Origin of the sequence: Pseudomonas sp. S4_EA_1b (assembly GCF_016307435.1) — a bacterium.
Classification (GTDB): Bacteria; Pseudomonadota; Gammaproteobacteria; order Pseudomonadales; family Pseudomonadaceae; genus Aquipseudomonas; species Aquipseudomonas rhodesiae.
The window spans coordinates 143,471-158,913 of the sequence record NZ_JAEILC010000001.1; the positions used below are offsets into that span (position 1 = coordinate 143,471).

The 15,443-nt window shown below is 60.5% G+C and carries 16 protein-coding genes; 7 read left to right on the forward strand and 9 right to left on the reverse strand.

All coding sequences use genetic code 11. The features are described from left to right. The first annotated feature begins 5 nt into the window (after positions 1–5). Positions 6–1,208 (forward strand): glycosyltransferase family 4 protein, encoded by a 1,203-nt coding sequence (locus YA0848_RS00670; RefSeq protein WP_169903798.1) that lies wholly within the window; start codon positions 6–8, stop codon positions 1,206–1,208. On the opposite strand, the gene YA0848_RS00675 is transcribed toward YA0848_RS00670, so the two are convergent. The 7 genes from YA0848_RS00675 to rplU all read right to left on the reverse strand — a co-directional run bounded on the left by YA0848_RS00675 (position 1,177) and on the right by rplU (position 6,763). Beyond that, a complete protein-coding gene (locus tag YA0848_RS00675; RefSeq protein WP_040269426.1) occupies positions 1,177–2,280 on the reverse strand; it encodes an NADH:flavin oxidoreductase in 1,104 nt (367 codons plus the stop codon). The genes YA0848_RS00670 and YA0848_RS00675 overlap by 32 nt on opposite strands. A 148-nt stretch (positions 2,281–2,428) precedes the next feature. Continuing rightward, a complete protein-coding gene (locus tag YA0848_RS00680; RefSeq protein WP_034115067.1) occupies positions 2,429–2,911 on the reverse strand; it encodes a glutathione peroxidase in 483 nt (160 codons plus the stop codon). Between the two features lie 101 nt (positions 2,912–3,012). Next, the gene (locus YA0848_RS00685; RefSeq protein ID WP_034115068.1) at positions 3,013–3,477 is read right to left on the reverse strand and encodes a CreA family protein; all 465 of its coding nucleotides are present in this window, start codon (positions 3,475–3,477) and stop codon (positions 3,013–3,015) included. A gap of 15 nt (positions 3,478–3,492) precedes the next feature. Further along, positions 3,493–4,611 carry a glutamate 5-kinase gene (gene proB / locus YA0848_RS00690; protein ID WP_034100557.1) on the reverse strand — a complete coding sequence of 373 codons (1,119 nt, stop codon included), beginning with the start codon at positions 4,609–4,611 and terminating at the stop codon, positions 3,493–3,495. Between the two features lie 127 nt (positions 4,612–4,738). Beyond that, positions 4,739–5,962, reverse strand: a complete 1,224-nt coding sequence (gene cgtA, locus YA0848_RS00695; RefSeq protein ID WP_024077369.1) for an Obg family GTPase CgtA — start codon at positions 5,960–5,962, stop codon at positions 4,739–4,741. A gap of 194 nt (positions 5,963–6,156) precedes the next feature. Continuing rightward, positions 6,157–6,414: a 50S ribosomal protein L27 gene (gene rpmA, locus YA0848_RS00700; protein WP_003176049.1), complete on the reverse strand. Its 258-nt coding sequence runs from the start codon at positions 6,412–6,414 to the stop codon at positions 6,157–6,159. A gap of 34 nt (positions 6,415–6,448) precedes the next feature. Beyond that, positions 6,449–6,763, reverse strand: a complete 315-nt coding sequence (rplU, locus tag YA0848_RS00705) for a 50S ribosomal protein L21 (RefSeq protein ID WP_003176051.1) — start codon at positions 6,761–6,763, stop codon at positions 6,449–6,451. Positions 6,764–7,002: 239 nt separating this feature from the next. On the opposite strand from rplU, the gene YA0848_RS00710 reads away from it, so the two are divergent. From YA0848_RS00710 to YA0848_RS00720, 3 genes are all read left to right on the forward strand, one after another. Then, positions 7,003–7,971 (forward strand): polyprenyl synthetase family protein, encoded by a 969-nt coding sequence (locus YA0848_RS00710; protein WP_034100558.1) that lies wholly within the window; start codon positions 7,003–7,005, stop codon positions 7,969–7,971. Between the two features lie 118 nt (positions 7,972–8,089). After that, positions 8,090–8,431 (forward strand): zinc ribbon domain-containing protein YjdM, encoded by a 342-nt coding sequence (locus tag YA0848_RS00715; protein WP_034100559.1) that lies wholly within the window; start codon positions 8,090–8,092, stop codon positions 8,429–8,431. Positions 8,432–8,591: 160 nt separating this feature from the next. Next, on the forward strand, positions 8,592–8,849 hold the full coding sequence (locus YA0848_RS00720) for a PA4570 family protein (RefSeq protein WP_024077374.1): 258 nt from the start codon (positions 8,592–8,594) through the stop codon (positions 8,847–8,849). Between the two features lie 63 nt (positions 8,850–8,912). Here the strand turns inward: YA0848_RS00720 and YA0848_RS00725 are convergent, their stop codons facing one another. Further along, complete coding sequence (locus YA0848_RS00725) at positions 8,913–9,530, reverse strand: FKBP-type peptidyl-prolyl cis-trans isomerase (protein ID WP_034100560.1); 618 nt, start codon at positions 9,528–9,530, stop codon at positions 8,913–8,915. Positions 9,531–9,643: 113 nt separating this feature from the next. Then, positions 9,644–10,867, reverse strand: coding sequence for an OprD family porin (locus tag YA0848_RS00730; RefSeq protein ID WP_169903799.1), 1,224 nt, complete (start codon positions 10,865–10,867; stop codon positions 9,644–9,646). 184 nt (positions 10,868–11,051) lie between these two features. Between YA0848_RS00730 and YA0848_RS00735 the strand changes: the two genes are divergently transcribed. From YA0848_RS00735 to YA0848_RS00745, 3 genes are all read left to right on the forward strand, one after another. Beyond that, a complete protein-coding gene (locus YA0848_RS00735; protein WP_034100624.1) occupies positions 11,052–11,948 on the forward strand; it encodes a LysR substrate-binding domain-containing protein in 897 nt (298 codons plus the stop codon). A gap of 109 nt (positions 11,949–12,057) precedes the next feature. After that, positions 12,058–13,485: a YfcC family protein gene (locus YA0848_RS00740; RefSeq protein ID WP_034100562.1), complete on the forward strand. Its 1,428-nt coding sequence runs from the start codon at positions 12,058–12,060 to the stop codon at positions 13,483–13,485. Between the two features lie 34 nt (positions 13,486–13,519). After that, positions 13,520–15,349 (forward strand): CocE/NonD family hydrolase, encoded by a 1,830-nt coding sequence (locus YA0848_RS00745; protein ID WP_034100563.1) that lies wholly within the window; start codon positions 13,520–13,522, stop codon positions 15,347–15,349. Positions 15,350–15,443 lie beyond the last annotated feature (94 nt).

Genomic DNA, 15,443 nt, shown 5'->3' on the forward strand with positions numbered 1-15,443 from the left:
GGGTCATGACGACAGCTTCGCTTCACATCACCCTGATCACCGAAACCTTCCCGCCAGAGATCAACGGGGTGGCCAATACCCTCGGCCGCTTGTGCGATGGTTTGCGCGCCCGTGGCCATCAAGTCGAACTGGTGCGCCCGCGCCAGGGCGTAGACCAGAGCCGCCCGAGCGACGCCCAATTGCTACTGTGCCGTGGCTGGCCGCTGCCAGGTTATCCGGGGCTGCAATGGGGCCAATCGTCGATGCACAAGTTGCTACGACGCTGGACACGTCAGCGCCCAGATGTGCTGTACATCGCCACCGAAGGCCCCTTGGGGTTGTCGGCGTTGCGGGCGGCGCGGCGTTTGGGGATCAGCGTGGTCAGTGGTTTCCACACCAATTTCCAGCAGTACTCGAACCAATATGGCCTGAGCCTGTTAAGCCGGATGGTCACCCACTATCTGCGCTGGTTCCATAACCGCTCCAGTTTGACGCTGGTGCCCAGCGCCAGCCAACGCCTGGAACTGGAACGCCGGCATTTCGAGCGCCTGGGCATGCTGTCGCGCGGCGTCGACAGCCAACTCTTCCACCCGGCCAAACGCGACAATGCACTGCGCGACAGTTGGGGGTTGGGCAACGAAGACGTGGCGGTGCTGCATGTCGGGCGACTGGCCCAGGAAAAAAACCTAGGGTTGCTCAAACGTTGCTACGAGTCCTTGCAAACCACTTATCCACAGCGCCGACTGAAATTAATCATCGTCGGCGACGGCCCACAGCGGCCTCAGCTGGAGCGCGACCTTCCGGACGCAATCTTCTGCGGCACCCAGCGCGGCGAGACCCTGGCCATGCACTATGCCTCGGGGGACCTATTCCTGTTTCCGAGCCTCACAGAAACCTTCGGCAATGTTGTGTTGGAAGCCATGGCCTCAGGGTTGGGCGTGGTGGCGTACGATCAGGCCGCGGCAACCCAGCACATCCGCCATGGCTATAACGGTGTGCTGGCGATGCCTGGAGATGAGGACGCGTTCTGCGATGCGGCCAACTGGCTACTCGAAGAAAGCGAAAGTTTGCGCAGGGCACGCTTGAATGCACGCCAGCATGCGAGCCGCCAGGGCTGGCCGGCGATCATCGAACAGTTCGAGCGCCAATTGCGCGGTGTCTGCGAGAGCGGACTCCTGGCACCCGCCCTGTCGCCGCTTACACCAGGGTCGTCAACGCCTCACGACTGAACGGCAGGATGTCCGCTTCGCGGCCTTCGCGCACCTTGACGGCCCAATCCGGGTCCACCAGCAGCGCACGGCCTACGGCAACCAAGTCGAACTCGTCGTTGTTCAGACGCTCCAGCAGTTTTTCCAGGCTGGCCGGTTGGGCGACCTTATCGGTGTTGACCATAAATTGCAGGAACTCGCCATCCAGGCCGACACTGCCGACGGTGATGGTGGGTTTACCGGTGAGCTGGCGAGTCCAGCCGGCCAGATTAAGGTCGGAACCTTCGAACTCCGGCTCCCAAAAACGCCGCGTGGAGCAGTGGAAAATATCCACACCCGCGTCAGACAACGGCTTTAGGAACTCACCCAGCGCTTCGGGGGTTTGTACCAGGCGTGCGGTGTAGTCCTGTTGTTTCCACTGGGAGAAACGGAAGATGATCGGAAAGTCCGGGCCCACAGCGGCGCGGGTCGCTTGGATCAGCTCGATGGCGAACCGCGAGCGGTTGGCCAGGCTGCCGCCGTACTCGTCGGTGCGCTGGTTGCTGCCTTCCCAGAAGAACTGGTCTACCAGATAGCCGTGGGCGCCGTGGATTTCCACGCCGTCCATGCCGATACGTTGCGCGTCTTTGGCCGCTTGGGCGAAGGCGGCGATGACGTCCTGGATGTCCTGGGCGGTCATGCCGTGGACGACCACGTTGCCATCCTTGAGTTTTTCCATCGGGCCGTAGGCCGGTACGCTAGCGTCTGGCTCGGTGCCTATGCGGCGTACGCTGCCTACATGCCACAACTGCGGGACAATCTTGCCACCCTCGGCGTGCACGGCGTCGACCACTTTCTTCCAGCCGGCCAGAGCAGCTTCGCCATAGAAATGCGGGACGTTCGGGTAGCCGTTGGAGGCTTGGTGCCCGACCACGGTGCCTTCGGTAATGATCAGACCCACGCCTGCGGCGGCACGGCGGCGGTAATACTCGACGACCTTGGCATTGGGCACGCCGCCGGGCGAGAACGAGCGGGTCATCGGCGCCATGACCACACGGGTCGGCAAGTGCAGCGCACCGAGCTGGAACGGTTTGAACAAGGCTTGGGCAGGCATGGGAGCACTCCACGAAGGGCTGGATTTATGATGCGGATAATATGGCCAGCACCGTGTGTGGAGTACCACTATTGATCTGAGTGATTAAGGCTTAGAAACGCCGAACACCTGCAGGCGCGAACAGGCTTGCGCCCACAGGTGAGGGGGATCAGGACAAGGCTTTTTCGATGGCCTGAATGACCGTCGGATCATCCGGCGCCGTGCGCGGCGAGAAGCGCGCAAGCACGCGGCCATCTTTACCCAGCAGGAATTTTTCGAAGTTCCAGGTGATATCCCCAGGAAACTCAGCACCCTCGCCCGCCAGCAGGCGGTACAACTGGTGACGCTCAGGGCCATTCACGTCGAGTTTGCTGCCCAGGGGGAAAGTCACGCCGTAGTTCAGGCTGCAGAACGCGCGGATTTCTTCCTCGCTGCCGGGTTCCTGGCCGGCAAACTGGTTGCACGGCAGGCCCAGCACGGTAAATCCGCGGCCTTTGTACTGTTGGTAGAGGTTTTCCAACGCCGCATATTGCGGGGTCAAACCGCACTTGGACGCAACGTTGACCACCAGCACAACTTGCCCCTTGAAAGGCGCCAGCGGCAGCTCCTGTCCGTCTAAAGCTTTGAGTTTCAGGTCGTGGAAAGCACTCATGACGAACTCCAGATATCCCATGTTCTATGCAATGCGGCTGTTCGAGAGTACAGACCGCAAGCCTGCAATCATAGACGGCGATTAAAAAACCCGCCTGCGGGTTACTGAGCGGTCGGCCACGGCAAAATAGGAATCGCCGTGACGGCATTCTGCGGGCTGCCCTCGATCAGGCGGTCGCTGTAGACCAGGTACACCAGGGTATTGCGCTTCTTGTCGAGGAAACGCACCACCTGCATGGTCTTGAACACCAGCGACGTGCGCTCCTTGAACACTTCGTCGCCATCCATGAGTTCGCCCTTGAAGCGGATCGGCCCGACCTGACGGCAGGCGATCGAGGCTTCGGCGCGGTCTTCGGCCAGACCAAGGCCGCCTTTCACGCCGCCAGTCTTGGCGCGCGAGAGGTAGCAGGTCACGCCTTCGACCTTGGGGTCATCGAACGCTTCGACCACAATCCGGTCATTGGGGCCGACGAACTTGAACACCGTCGACACCTGGCCAACTTCCTCGGCAGACGCCAGCAGCGGCATGGCCAACAGCAGGCCGAGCAATCCTTTCATTACGCGCATCGTGTATTCCTTTGGTTAAACCAGGATCAGGTTATCGCGGTGCACCAGTTCCGGCTCCGCCATGTAACCCAATAGACCGACAATCGCGTCGGACGGCTGCCCGATGATTTTTTGCGCTTCCAGAGCGCTGTAGTTGGCCAGGCCGCGGGCGATCTCACGACCGTCCGGCGCCACGCAGACCACCATCTCGCCACGGCGGAAGCTGCCCTGAACCTGCTTGACGCCAACCGGCAACAGGCTTTTGTTGCCTTGGGACAACGCCGCCACAGCGCCGTTGTCCAGCACCAGAGTGCCACGGGTTTGCAAATGCCCCGCCAGCCACTGCTTGCGTGCCGCCAACATGCCGCGCTCCGGCGACAGCAAGGTGCCGATGCGCTCGCCGGCCTTGAGACGGTCCAGCACACGCTCCAAGCGGCCACCGACGATAATGGTGTGCGCGCCGGAACGCGCCGCCAGGCGCGCAGCGCGCAGCTTGGTCTGCATACCGCCACGGCCCAAAGCACCGCCGACACTGCCGGCCACGGCATCGAGCGCCGGGTCATCGGCGCGCGCTTCGTAAATAAGCTGGGCATCGGGGTTGTTGCGCGGGTCGGCGTCGAACATGCCGTCGCGGTCGGTGAGGATCACCAACAGATCGGCTTCCACCAGGTTGGCCACCAGGGCGGCCAGGGTGTCGTTGTCGCCGAAGCGGATTTCGTCGGTGACCACGGTATCGTTCTCGTTGATCACCGGGATCACCTTGAGCTCCACCAGGGCGCGCAAGGTGCTGCGGGCGTTCAGGTAGCGCTTGCGGTCGGACAGGTCGTCGTGGGTCAGCAGGATCTGCGCGGTGTGACGGCCGTGCTCGGCAAAGCTGGATTCCCAGGCTTGCACCAGGCCCATCTGGCCGATGGCGGCCGCTGCCTGCAGCTCGTGCATCGCGCTGGGTCGCGCGGTCCAGCCGAGGCGGCTCATGCCGGCGGCAACCGCCCCGGACGACACCAGCACCAATTCAACACCGGCCTCATGCAAGGCCACCATCTGCTCGACCCAGACGCTCATGGCTGCGCGATCCAGCCCCTTGCCATCCGCCGTCAGCAGCGCACTGCCGATCTTTACGACCCAGCGCTGCGCGCCTGTCACTTTGCTCCGCATCATCTTCAACCTTAGAGTGAGGGCTGCGCGACCCAGCGCGGCCCATAACGTTATTCGTGGCTACTTTAAAGACTACAGATACCAAAACGCCGCTCAAGTGAGCGGCGCTTAAGTTTACTGCAACGAATCAGTCGCGCACGTAAATGATTTCCGGACCGTCTTCGTCATCCACATCTTCTTCGTCCCAATCATCGTCGCCGATGTCGTGGACCGACTTAACGCCGCTACGGCGCAGGGCACGCTGGTCATCCAGGGCCTGCAGTTGGGCGCGGGCTTCGTCTTCGATACGCTGGTCGAGTTCGGCCAGTTCGGCCTTGAACACTGGATCGGCCGCCAGGCGGTCGGCGCGGTCTTCCAGGTAGCGCATGATGTCACGGGTCAGGCGCTCGGTGCCTTCTTTGGCGATGGCCGAGATCACATAGACCGGACCGGTCCATTCCAGGCGATCGACGATTTCCTTGACGCGTTCCTCGTGTTCTTCTTCGAGGATCTGGTCGCACTTGTTCAGCACCAGCCAACGATCACGCTCGGCCAGGGAGGGGCTGAACTTGGTCAGTTCGCTGACGATCACTTCGGCGGCGTCCGGCGCGCTGGTGTCATCCAACGGCGCCATGTCGACGAGGTGCAGCAGCAAACGGGTGCGGGACAAGTGCTTGAGGAAGCGAATACCCAAGCCAGCACCGTCGGAAGCGCCTTCGATCAAGCCGGGAATGTCGGCGATCACGAAGCTTTTCCAGCGGTCAACGCTGACCACGCCCAGGTTAGGTACCAGGGTGGTGAACGGGTAGTCGGCGACTTTCGGCTTGGCGGCCGATACCGAGCGGATAAAGGTACTCTTGCCAGCGTTCGGCAGACCCAGCAGGCCCACGTCCGCCAGTACTTTCATTTCCAGCTTGAGGTCACGCTGCTCGCCCGGCTTGCCCGGCGTAGTCTGGCGCGGCGCACGGTTGGTACTGGATTTGAATCGGGTGTTACCCAAACCGTGCCAGCCGCCCTGTACCACCATCAGTTTCTGACCGGCCTTGGTCAGGTCGCCGATCACTTCCTGGGTCGCCGAGTCGATGATCGTGGTGCCTACGGGTACGCGCAGGACCAGGTCTTCACCCTTCTTACCGGTGCAGTCGGTGCTGCCGCCGTTGGAGCCACGCTCGGCATCGAAGTGCCGGGTGTAACGGTAGTCGACCAGGGTGTTGAGGTTTTCGTCGGCCATCATGTAGATGGAACCGCCGTCACCGCCGTCGCCGCCGTTGGGGCCACCGTTTTCGATGAATTTTTCGCGACGGAAACTCATGCAACCGTTACCGCCGTCGCCTGCTTTTACTCGGATGGAAACTTCATCAACGAACTTCATAACAAAACGCCTCTCGTCGCATGGACGAGCTTAAGAAACCAAGACATAAGACTCTTGCAAAAATGAGCGCAGCGACCTCAAGCAACATCCGCAAAATCCGCTGCTCTTGCCCATCACAAACAGCTTTGCAAGAGACTCACTCCACAAACGAAAAAGCCCCGTCGCAAGACAGGGCTTTTCCAGCGATCTCGCAATTAAGCTGCGACAACGCTCACGTAACGGCGGTTGAACGCGCCTTTTACTTCAAACTTGATCACGCCTTCGATTTTAGCGAAGAGGGTGTGATCTTTACCCATGCCAACGCCGTAGCCAGCGTGGAATTGGGTGCCGCGCTGACGCACGATGATGTTGCCCGGAATGATTTTCTGGCCGCCATACATCTTCACGCCAAGGCGTTTGGCTTCTGAGTCGCGACCGTTACGGGTACTACCACCAGCTTTTTTGTGTGCCATGAGTCAATTCTCCTAGTGAGGAATTAGGCTGAAATTAAGCCTGAATACCGGTGATTTTGATCTCGGTGTACCACTGGCGGTGGCCCATACGCTTCATGTGGTGCTTACGACGACGGAACTTGATGATGCGGACTTTATCGTGACGACCTTGGGAGATCACTTCAGCCACAACGGTAGCGCCAGCAACGACTGGAGCGCCGATGTTCACGTCATCGCCATTGGCGACCAACAGAACGCGATCAAAAGTCACGGATTCGCCGGTAGCGATTTCCAGTTTTTCGATCTTCAGGTATTCACCTGGGGCGACCTTGTATTGCTTGCCACCAGTAACAATTACTGCGTACGACATGGTATTTCTCCGATAATCCTGCTCACCCAGCGCTTTATAAGAAGAGGTATTGGCTGGCATGGCTGCATGGGATGGACGTCCCGAATGCAATTGCGTAAGGCAGGTGCTGCCCAGGAAGTTCAGGGTGCGCGATTGTACGCAAGGTAAATGGGTGTTGCAAGAGGCCGTCCATCGCGCCTTGACACTGCGGGGCCTGGGTCCTAGCATGCCGCGCAACCCTTCTGGAGCGACTGTCGCTGATGCAACCCCAAGCTTTCTACCGCGCGGTCGCGGACGATTTTAGCGCCGTCGACGGCATCATCAAGCAGCAGCTGACATCTAAAGTGCCGCTGGTCTCCAAAATTGGCGACTACATTACGTCGGCCGGCGGCAAACGCCTGCGTCCTTTATTAGTGTTGCTGTGCGGCAAGGCCCTGGGCCGCGAAGGCGATGACCTGCGCTTGCTGGCCGCCACCATTGAATTCCTGCACACCGCCACCCTGCTGCATGACGACGTGGTCGACATGTCCGGCATGCGCCGTGGCCGCGAGACCGCCAATGCCATGTGGGGCAACGCGCCCAGCGTGCTGGTGGGTGACTTCCTGTATTCGCGCTCGTTCGAAATGATGGTCGAGCTGGGCTCAATGCCGGTTATGAAAATCCTGTCCCAGGCCACGCGCATCATCGCCGAGGGCGAAGTGCTGCAACTGTCCAAGGTGCGTGACGCCAGCACCACCGAAGAAACCTACATGGAAGTGATTCGCGGCAAAACCGCGATGCTCTTCGAAGCCTCCACCCACAGCGCCGCCGCTTTGTGCGGCGCGACCGCCGAGCAGGCCGAAGCCTTGCGTAAGTTCGGCGATCATCTGGGCGTGGCATTCCAGCTGGTGGACGATTTGCTCGACTACCGTGGCGACGCCGAAACCCTGGGCAAGAACGTCGGCGACGACCTGGCCGAAGGCAAGCCCACCCTGCCGCTGATCTACACCATGCGCGAAGGTACGCCGGAGCAGGCTGCCCTGGTGCGCAAAGCCATCCAGAAAGGCGGGATCGAAGACCTGGAAAGCATCCGTGAGGCCGTCGAGGCGTCTGGTTCGCTGGAATACACCGCGCAACTGGCCCGTGACTACGTAGCCCGTGCCATCCAGTGCCTGGACGCCCTGCCCGCCAGCGAATACCGGGACGCCCTGGTTGAGCTGAGTGAGTTCGCGGTAGCCCGTACGCACTAGGTCATTCCAATGTGGGAGGAGCTTGTCTCCTTCCACATTTAGATTTCATTCAACCTGTAAGACCATAAATCCCTATACAATGTGCGACTTTAGCCATCCTGACCTTTAAGGAGCGCAAGTGAGCACTTTGCCACCCTGCCCGAAATGCAATTCCGAATTCACCTACGAAGACGGCACTCAACTGATCTGCCCGGAATGCGCCCATGAGTGGTCCGCCAATGGCGAGACCGAAGCAGCCGGCGATGAAACCGTTAAGAAGGACTCCGTGGGCAACGTGCTGCAGGACGGCGACACCATCACCGTGATCAAAGACCTCAAGGTCAAGGGCACCTCGCTGGTAGTAAAAGTCGGCACCAAGGTGAAGAACATTCGCCTGTGCGACGGTGACCACGATATCGATTGCAAGATCGACGGCATCGGCCCGATGAAACTCAAGTCCGAGTTCGTGCGCAAAGTCTGAATCTGCTGCTTCCATCCCGCGCCCGCCGCGGGATGGCGTTTCGCCCTCTGCGTTGACCGAACGCAATGCCCTTCCAGAAAAAACAGCAAATCGCCAATAGGCACTTGCTATTCAGCGAATAAGAATTATTCTCATTGAAACTCATCAAGGAGAATTGACCATGACTTATTTGATCGACGCCTGGCTGGATCGCCCACACCCTTACCTGCGGATCCTGCATCGGGAAACCGGCGAAGTCTGCGCGGTGCTTGAAGAAGAAGCGTTGAATGAACTGCAAGACCAGGGCGACCTGGACGTAAACGGCTTGAGTTCGAGCGAACCCGGTGTGCTCAAGGAGGTGGTGCGTAACCTGTTTTTGTTCTGCTATGCCCGAGCCTTGCGCCCGACCACTGAGCTCAATGGCAAGTTTCATCCATGAGCTACGCCACCCAACACTGTAGGAGCGAGCAAACTCGCTCCTACAGGTGATCAGCCAACAGTCTTACAGAACGTCGAGCAGCTCGACGTCAAACACCAGAACGCTGTGCGGCGGGATGCTGCCAACGCCTTGAGCGCCGTAAGCCAGCTCGCTCGGCACGTACAGGCGCCATTTGCTGCCGGCATTCATCAGTTGCAGAGCTTCGGTCCAACCGGCGATCACGCCGCCGACCGGGAATTCGGCTGGCTGGCCACGCTCGTAGGAGCTGTCGAACACAGTGCCGTCGATCAGGGTGCCGTGGTAGTGGGTACGCACTTGGTCTTCACGGGTCGGCTTGGCGCCGTCGCCCTGGGTCAGCACTTCAAATTGCAGGCCGGAAGCCAGGGTGGTGATGCCTTCGCGCTTGGCGTTTTCAGCCAGGAAGGCCAGGCCGGCACCGGCGGCCGCTTCAGCCTTGGCAGCTGCTTCAGCTTGCATGACTTCGCGGATCACCTTGAAGCTGGCAGCCATTTGTTCCTGATCAACACGGCTTGGCTTGCCCGCGAAAGCGTCGGTCAGGCCGGCCAGGATCGCGTCCAGGCTCACGCCCGGTGGCGGGTTGTCGCGCAGTTGGTCGCCCAACTGACGGCCGATACCGTAGCTGACGCGGGTTTCGTCGGTGGACAGATTAACTTCGGACATGAAGAGGCTCCGCTGTAGGACGGTACTGAAAACACTGTCTCCCGCACCGCCCAAAACTAAAAGGGCCAGCAGACTAGCACACAAGACAGCCCTGTGATCAGCCCCCGCCCCGACTACCAGAGTGCCAGGTCGTATGTGAGATAGAGCCGATAATTGTCCCGGTCACTGGCGTAGGTCGAACGATAGGTCGCCTTGCGCACCTCCACCCCAAGACCTTTGAAAGTGCTGTCCTGGATCACATAGCGCAGATTGGTGTCGGATTCCCATTCGCGGGCCTCACGCCCCTTGTAGTCACCGTTCTCACCCTTGTAGTAACGGGTCATAAAGCTCAGGCCGGGGAGCACGTCGGCAAAATCGTAGTCGTAGCGCAGCATCCAGGTTTGCTCACCCGCCTGGATGAACTTGCCCACACCGGCATTACTGAAGGAATACACCGTCGATACGCTGGCATACGGCAACGCAGTATCGCCCCGCACCTTCTGATAGCCGACGCCGAACGCTTGTGCGCCCAGCCGGTAAGTGAACAGCCCGCTGAAAAGGTCACTGTCGACCTTGCCATTACGCGCCTCCCCCGCCTCGCCGCTGATGAAGTAGCGCACGTCGCTAGTCAGCGAGCCACGTCCAACCGGTTGTTTATGGACAAGGCCGAAGAATTGCTGGCGATAGAACTCACGCATCTCGCCGTAATACCACGTTGCGCTCAGGCTCGGCGTCAAAGCATAGGTGGCCCCGGCGAAGTCGAAGTCGCTGCCACGTTTGCCGGTGTAGCCCTGAGGATAAATAGCCACGCTGTCGGTGGAGTTGCGCTGCTTGAACCGATCCAGATGCCCGGTGTGCAGGTACAGGTCAGGAATGCCGGTGTATTCCAACTGGGTACCCTGGAACGTTTGCGGCAACAGGCGCCCATCGTTGTGCACCAACACTGGGATCTTGGGCAATAACGTGCCGCTTTTCACCACCGCATCGCCCCAGCGCAGCTTCGCGGTGACGCCCAGGCTGGAGAATTCACTGGCCGCGTGGCCATCGTCGTGCACCGGCAACAGGCCGGTTCCGGCATGGGTGGGCCTGGAATCAAGGCGCAGCCCGGCAAGGCCGAGTGCATCCAGGCCAAACCCCACGGTGCCCTCGGTATAGCCGGACTGCAGGTTGAGCAGAAAACCCTGCGCCCACTCTTTGCGATCTTCGCCGCCATCGCGGTAACCGTCGTTGAAATAGAAATTGCGCAAGGTCAATCGCCCGTGGGAATCCTCCCAGAAGCCTTGCGCCATAAGCGCCGGTGACAGGCTTGCCATCAGGCTCGCCGAGACTATTTTTCCCCTGTTGATCAGTCTGCGCATGGCCGCTTCCTCAATGCCTTTTTATGGTTTTTTATGGGCAGTTCGATGGCGCGACACACTGGACGGAATGTCGCGATGGAGCGGACACTAACGGCTCGTCGAAAGCCCTACAACGTTATGCGAGATGCGCATCAGGCTATGCGCAAAGCAGCAATTGCCGCTCGCAACCGCCAGGAAAACCATGGTGAATCTCAAGCAACTCGAAGCCTTCAAGGCGATCATGTCCACCGGCTCGACCATCGGCGCCGCAACGCGCATGGGCCTGTCGCAATCTGCGGTCAGCCGTCTGCTGAGCCAACTGGAAGAAGCCCTGGGGTTCGTGTTGTTTCTACGCAAGAAAGGCCGCCTGATAGCCACCCCGGAAGCAGAAGAGATGCTGATGGAGGTCACCGGCCTGGTGGACGGCATGCAGCGTATTCAGCGCCTGGCCGACGAAATGCGCGTAGGTCGCTCGCGCAAGAGCCTGCTCAAGGTCGGGGTGCCCACCAGCATGACCCAGGAGCTGTTGCCACCTATCGTTGCGGAGTTTCTCAAAGACCATGAGGACATCGTCGTGGAGCTGCTGACTGGTTCCTACGACACCATCGAGCGCGCCGTACTCGACCGTTCCGCCGACCTGGGCTTCGTACGCCTGCCGACGGAAATGCCCGATTTCGACATCGAACCGGTGCTGCAAACCGAAGGCGTCTGCGTGATGCCGGCCGACCACCCTCTGACTCGTCACGCCTGCATCGAAGTGCAGCACCTGCGCAATGTGCCGCTGGTGATGCTGGGCCGGCAACGCGCTTTACGGGCGCAACTGAATCAGGTGTTCCGCGCCGCCAACCTCACCCCCCAAGTGCGTGTCGAAGTGCATTCCGTAGGCGCGGCGTGCAGCTTTGTCGCCGAAGGTCTGGGGGTGTCCATCGTCAATGGTCTGCTGGCCAGCCACTTCCTGCATTTGCCGATTGTCACACGACCTTTTCGGCCGGCGCTGCCCTACGCATTCGGCCTGGCCTACCGCGTCAACGAACCCCGCTCACGAGTGGTGACCGCGTTCGCCGAGCATCTCAAACAGCGCCTGGCGCCACAAAACGCATAGCCCAACCCACCCTGCGCATAACGTTGTCGGCGCAAAAACTTTGCCCTAGTGTCCGCCCAACACACGTCACTCCCCCATAACAAAAACGGCGAACGCCGGGGCAGCCAGCATGAGCGAACCACAGATCACCTCCCCTCAAGCAGGGGTAGAAAAACCGACACTGCGCAAACAGATCAACCCGACCATCATCCTCCTATGCATCGTCTTGCTAGCGGTCGCTTTTACCTACGCGGTGAACGCGGGCAAGTTCGAGCGCCAGAACGGCCTGGTGGTACCGGGGTCCTACCAAGTGCTGGAAAAACACGATGCGTTGGGCCAACTGTTTTCACTGGAGCCGCGCAAGGCCGGTGATCCAGTGGCCCGTCCGGTGTCGCTGGTGGAAGGTTTCATGGCGATTCCCCAGGGCATCGAGAAACGTGCGGCGCTGATCTTCATGGTGTTGTTCATCGGCGGCATGTTCGGCGTGCTCAACAAAGCCGGGGTGATCGACGCCGGGCTGGAGCGCCTGCTGGGGCTGACTCGAGGCAATATCTACGTGCTGGTGCCGAGCCTGATGCTGGTGTTTTCCGCCGGCAGCACGTTCATGGGGCTGGCCAAGGAATTCATTCTGATCGTGCCGCTGATGGTCGCCATGGCCAATCGTCTGGGACTGTCGAACCTGATCGGCCTGGCAATCGTCGCAATCTCCGTGAAGATCGGTTACCTCGCGTCGATCTCTAACCCGGTGGCGTTGTCCGTCGCCCAGCCAATGGTCGGGCTGCCGATATTCAGCGGGCTGAGCATGCGCGTGCTCGCCTACTGTAGCTTCCTGCTGGTGGGGATCGCCTTCGTGCTGTGGAGTATTCGCAAGCACGGTTTCGATGCGAGCGCGCAAATCACGTTCGAACGCAAACCCCTGCCCATACGCCACCTGATCAACCTGATCGTCTTGATGGCGGGCATCGGTTTCCTGGTGTATGCCTCCAACCGCTGGGCCTGGAAATACCACGAACTGTCGGCGTTTTATCTGCTCCTGACGGTGGTGTTCAGCGTTGTCGCTGGGCTGGGGGCAAGCGTCGCCGCCAGCGCCTTCGTCGATGGCATGAAAAAAGTCCTGATCGCCGGCGTACTGATTGGCCTGGCCACCGCCGTGGAAATCATCCTGAGTACCGGCCAGGTACTGGACACCATCGTCAACAGCCTGGCCAATCTGGTGGGTGACCACGGCCCGATTGTGTCGGCCTACGGCATGTTCTTCGCACAACTGGGACTGGATGTGTTGATCCCCTCCACGTCAGGCCAGGCCGCCGTCACCATGCCGATCTTCGGCCCGTTGGGCCAACTGTCCGGCGTCAGTCCACAAACCACGGTGTTCGCGTTCTTGATGGGCAACGGCCTGACCAACATGATCACCCCGACCTCCAGCGGCTTGCTGGTACTGCTGGCCACGGCCAATGTCGGCTGGGGCCAATGGGCGCGCTACATCCTGCCGCTGTTCCTGATCTACGCCGTACTGGCGATGGTGCTGCTGGCCATCGCGGTCACGAGTGGGTACTGAGTCAATGACTGCTTTGCGAGGACGTATTTCCCCCATGCAAACCCTGCTTAACCAGATGATCCCGATGCGCGACGGCATTTGCCTGGCCACCGACATCTACTTGCCCGCACAGGGCGAGGGGCCTTTTCCGGTAGTCATCGAACGTACGCCTTACGACAAGAGCAAACCCTCGCGCTCGGAAAAACAGCTCGACGGCCAACACATCTCCCGCGAGCAAATGGCCGCGCGCTTTACCGATCAAGGCTTTGTCGCGATCTTTCAGGACTGCCGTGGCCGCTATGCCTCGCAAGGGGTGTTCACCAAATACACCGCCGAGGGCCAAGACGGTTTCGACAGCCTGGCCTGGATCGTCCGGCAGCCCTGGTGCAACGGAAAGATTGGCAGCATGGGTCTTTCTTACGCGGCCCATACCCAACTGGCGATGGCGTGCCTGCATCCGCCCGGCTTGAGCAGCATGGCGCTCGACAGCGGCGGCTTCGCCAACGCCTATCAGTGCGGGATACGCCAGGGTGGCGCGTTCGAACTCAAGCAAGCCACTTGGGCCTTTCGCCAGGCCAAGGAAAGCCCCACGGCACTGGCCGATCCGCACATTCGCCAGGCCTTGGAGCAGGAAGACATTCTTCAGTGGTTCACACGCATGCCGTGGCAACCCGGCCAATCGCCCTTGCGCCATGTGCCGGAATACGAGACGTACTTACTGGACCAGTGGGCCCAAGGCAGCTTCAGCGAATATTGGCGCAAGAACGGTCTCTATGCCGAAGGCCACTATGGCCGGCTGCCTGATATTCCGGTGCTATTCATGTCCAGTTGGTACGACGCCTACGTCAGTTCGACCCTGGCCAACTACCGTGCTTTCCTGCAAAACGGCACGGCAAAGTCCCGACTGGTCATGGGACCGTGGCTACATGGTGATCGCAACATCAGCCACAGCGGCGACGTGGAATTCGGACCCACCGCAGTGTTTGACGGGCAGGTCGAGCAGGACTGGCTGAGCTGCCGCCTGGCATGGTTCGAGCAAACCCTCAACGCCTCGGCCCAAGCAGCGCAGACCCGCGTGCAGGTATTTTTGATGGGCGGCGGCAGTGGTCATCGCGACCGCAACGGCCGCCTGGAGCATGGCGGGCGCTGGCTGCAATCGACGCAATGGCCACTGCCGGACAGCCAGGTGCTGACCTTATACCTCAATGCCCACGGGCAATTGAGCCACACAGCACCTGAGGCCGACAGCGCGAGCCTGAGCTACCTCGCCGACCCGGCGCACCCGGTCCCGACCATCGGCGGCGCGCTGACCTCCGGCGCTCCGGTGTTCGTGGGCGGGGCTTTCGACCAACGTGAACGCGCGGACTTCTTCGGCACCTGTGGTAACGACCGCCCCTTGAACGAACGCGACGATGTGCTGAGTTTCCAGACCGAGCCTCTGGAGGAAGACCTGATCGTCGCCGGTGACGTACAGATTGAGCTGTGGATCGACAGCGACGCCCCCGACACTGACTTCACCGCCAAGTTGATCGATGTATACCCGCCCAGCGCCGATTACCCCGAGGGCTTCGCGATGAACATCACCGACGGCATCCGGCGTTGTCGCTATCGCGATTCGTGGACCCAACCGAAGCCACTCACAGCGGGCGAGCGGGTCAAGGTGCTGATCGAGCCTTTCGCTACCTGCAACCTGTTCAAGCGTGGCCACCGACTTCGCCTGGACATTGCCAGCAGTAACTTCCCGCGCTTCGACGTCAACCCCAATAGCGGCGAACCCTGCGGCCAGGCTAACCACCCACGGGTAGCGCGCAATACCCTGCACCTGAGTCGCGACGCCGCGTCCTGCCTGAGGCTGACCATCGTGTCCACCGTCACCACCGCGTAAACGCACAAGGGCGCCATCGCTGCCTGGCGATGGTGACCCTTCGTCGTCCCGCGCAATAAAAGCACTACAGAATCGTCTTTTGCCGCCGATACAT

Excerpts from the sequence above, each read along its gene's own strand:
- YA0848_RS00670 (WP_169903798.1), top strand. The coding sequence starts at position 6 with ATGACGACAGCTTCGCTTCACATCACCCTGATCACCGAAACCTTCCCG.
- YA0848_RS00675 (WP_040269426.1), bottom strand. The coding sequence starts at position 2,280 with ATGCCTGCCCAAGCCTTGTTCAAACCGTTCCAGCTCGGTGCGCTGCAC.
- YA0848_RS00680 (WP_034115067.1), bottom strand. The coding sequence starts at position 2,911 with ATGAGTGCTTTCCACGACCTGAAACTCAAAGCTTTAGACGGACAGGAG.
- YA0848_RS00685 (WP_034115068.1), bottom strand. The coding sequence starts at position 3,477 with ATGCGCGTAATGAAAGGATTGCTCGGCCTGCTGTTGGCCATGCCGCTG.
- proB (WP_034100557.1), bottom strand. The coding sequence starts at position 4,611 with ATGCGGAGCAAAGTGACAGGCGCGCAGCGCTGGGTCGTAAAGATCGGC.
- cgtA (WP_024077369.1), bottom strand. The coding sequence starts at position 5,962 with ATGAAGTTCGTTGATGAAGTTTCCATCCGAGTAAAAGCAGGCGACGGC.
- rpmA (WP_003176049.1), bottom strand. The coding sequence starts at position 6,414 with ATGGCACACAAAAAAGCTGGTGGTAGTACCCGTAACGGTCGCGACTCA.
- rplU (WP_003176051.1), bottom strand. The coding sequence starts at position 6,763 with ATGTCGTACGCAGTAATTGTTACTGGTGGCAAGCAATACAAGGTCGCC.
- YA0848_RS00710 (WP_034100558.1), top strand. The coding sequence starts at position 7,003 with ATGCAACCCCAAGCTTTCTACCGCGCGGTCGCGGACGATTTTAGCGCC.
- YA0848_RS00720 (WP_024077374.1), top strand. The coding sequence starts at position 8,592 with ATGACTTATTTGATCGACGCCTGGCTGGATCGCCCACACCCTTACCTG.
- YA0848_RS00725 (WP_034100560.1), bottom strand. The coding sequence starts at position 9,530 with ATGTCCGAAGTTAATCTGTCCACCGACGAAACCCGCGTCAGCTACGGT.
- YA0848_RS00730 (WP_169903799.1), bottom strand. The coding sequence starts at position 10,867 with ATGCGCAGACTGATCAACAGGGGAAAAATAGTCTCGGCGAGCCTGATG.
- YA0848_RS00740 (WP_034100562.1), top strand. The coding sequence starts at position 12,058 with ATGAGCGAACCACAGATCACCTCCCCTCAAGCAGGGGTAGAAAAACCG.
- YA0848_RS00745 (WP_034100563.1), top strand. The coding sequence starts at position 13,520 with ATGCAAACCCTGCTTAACCAGATGATCCCGATGCGCGACGGCATTTGC.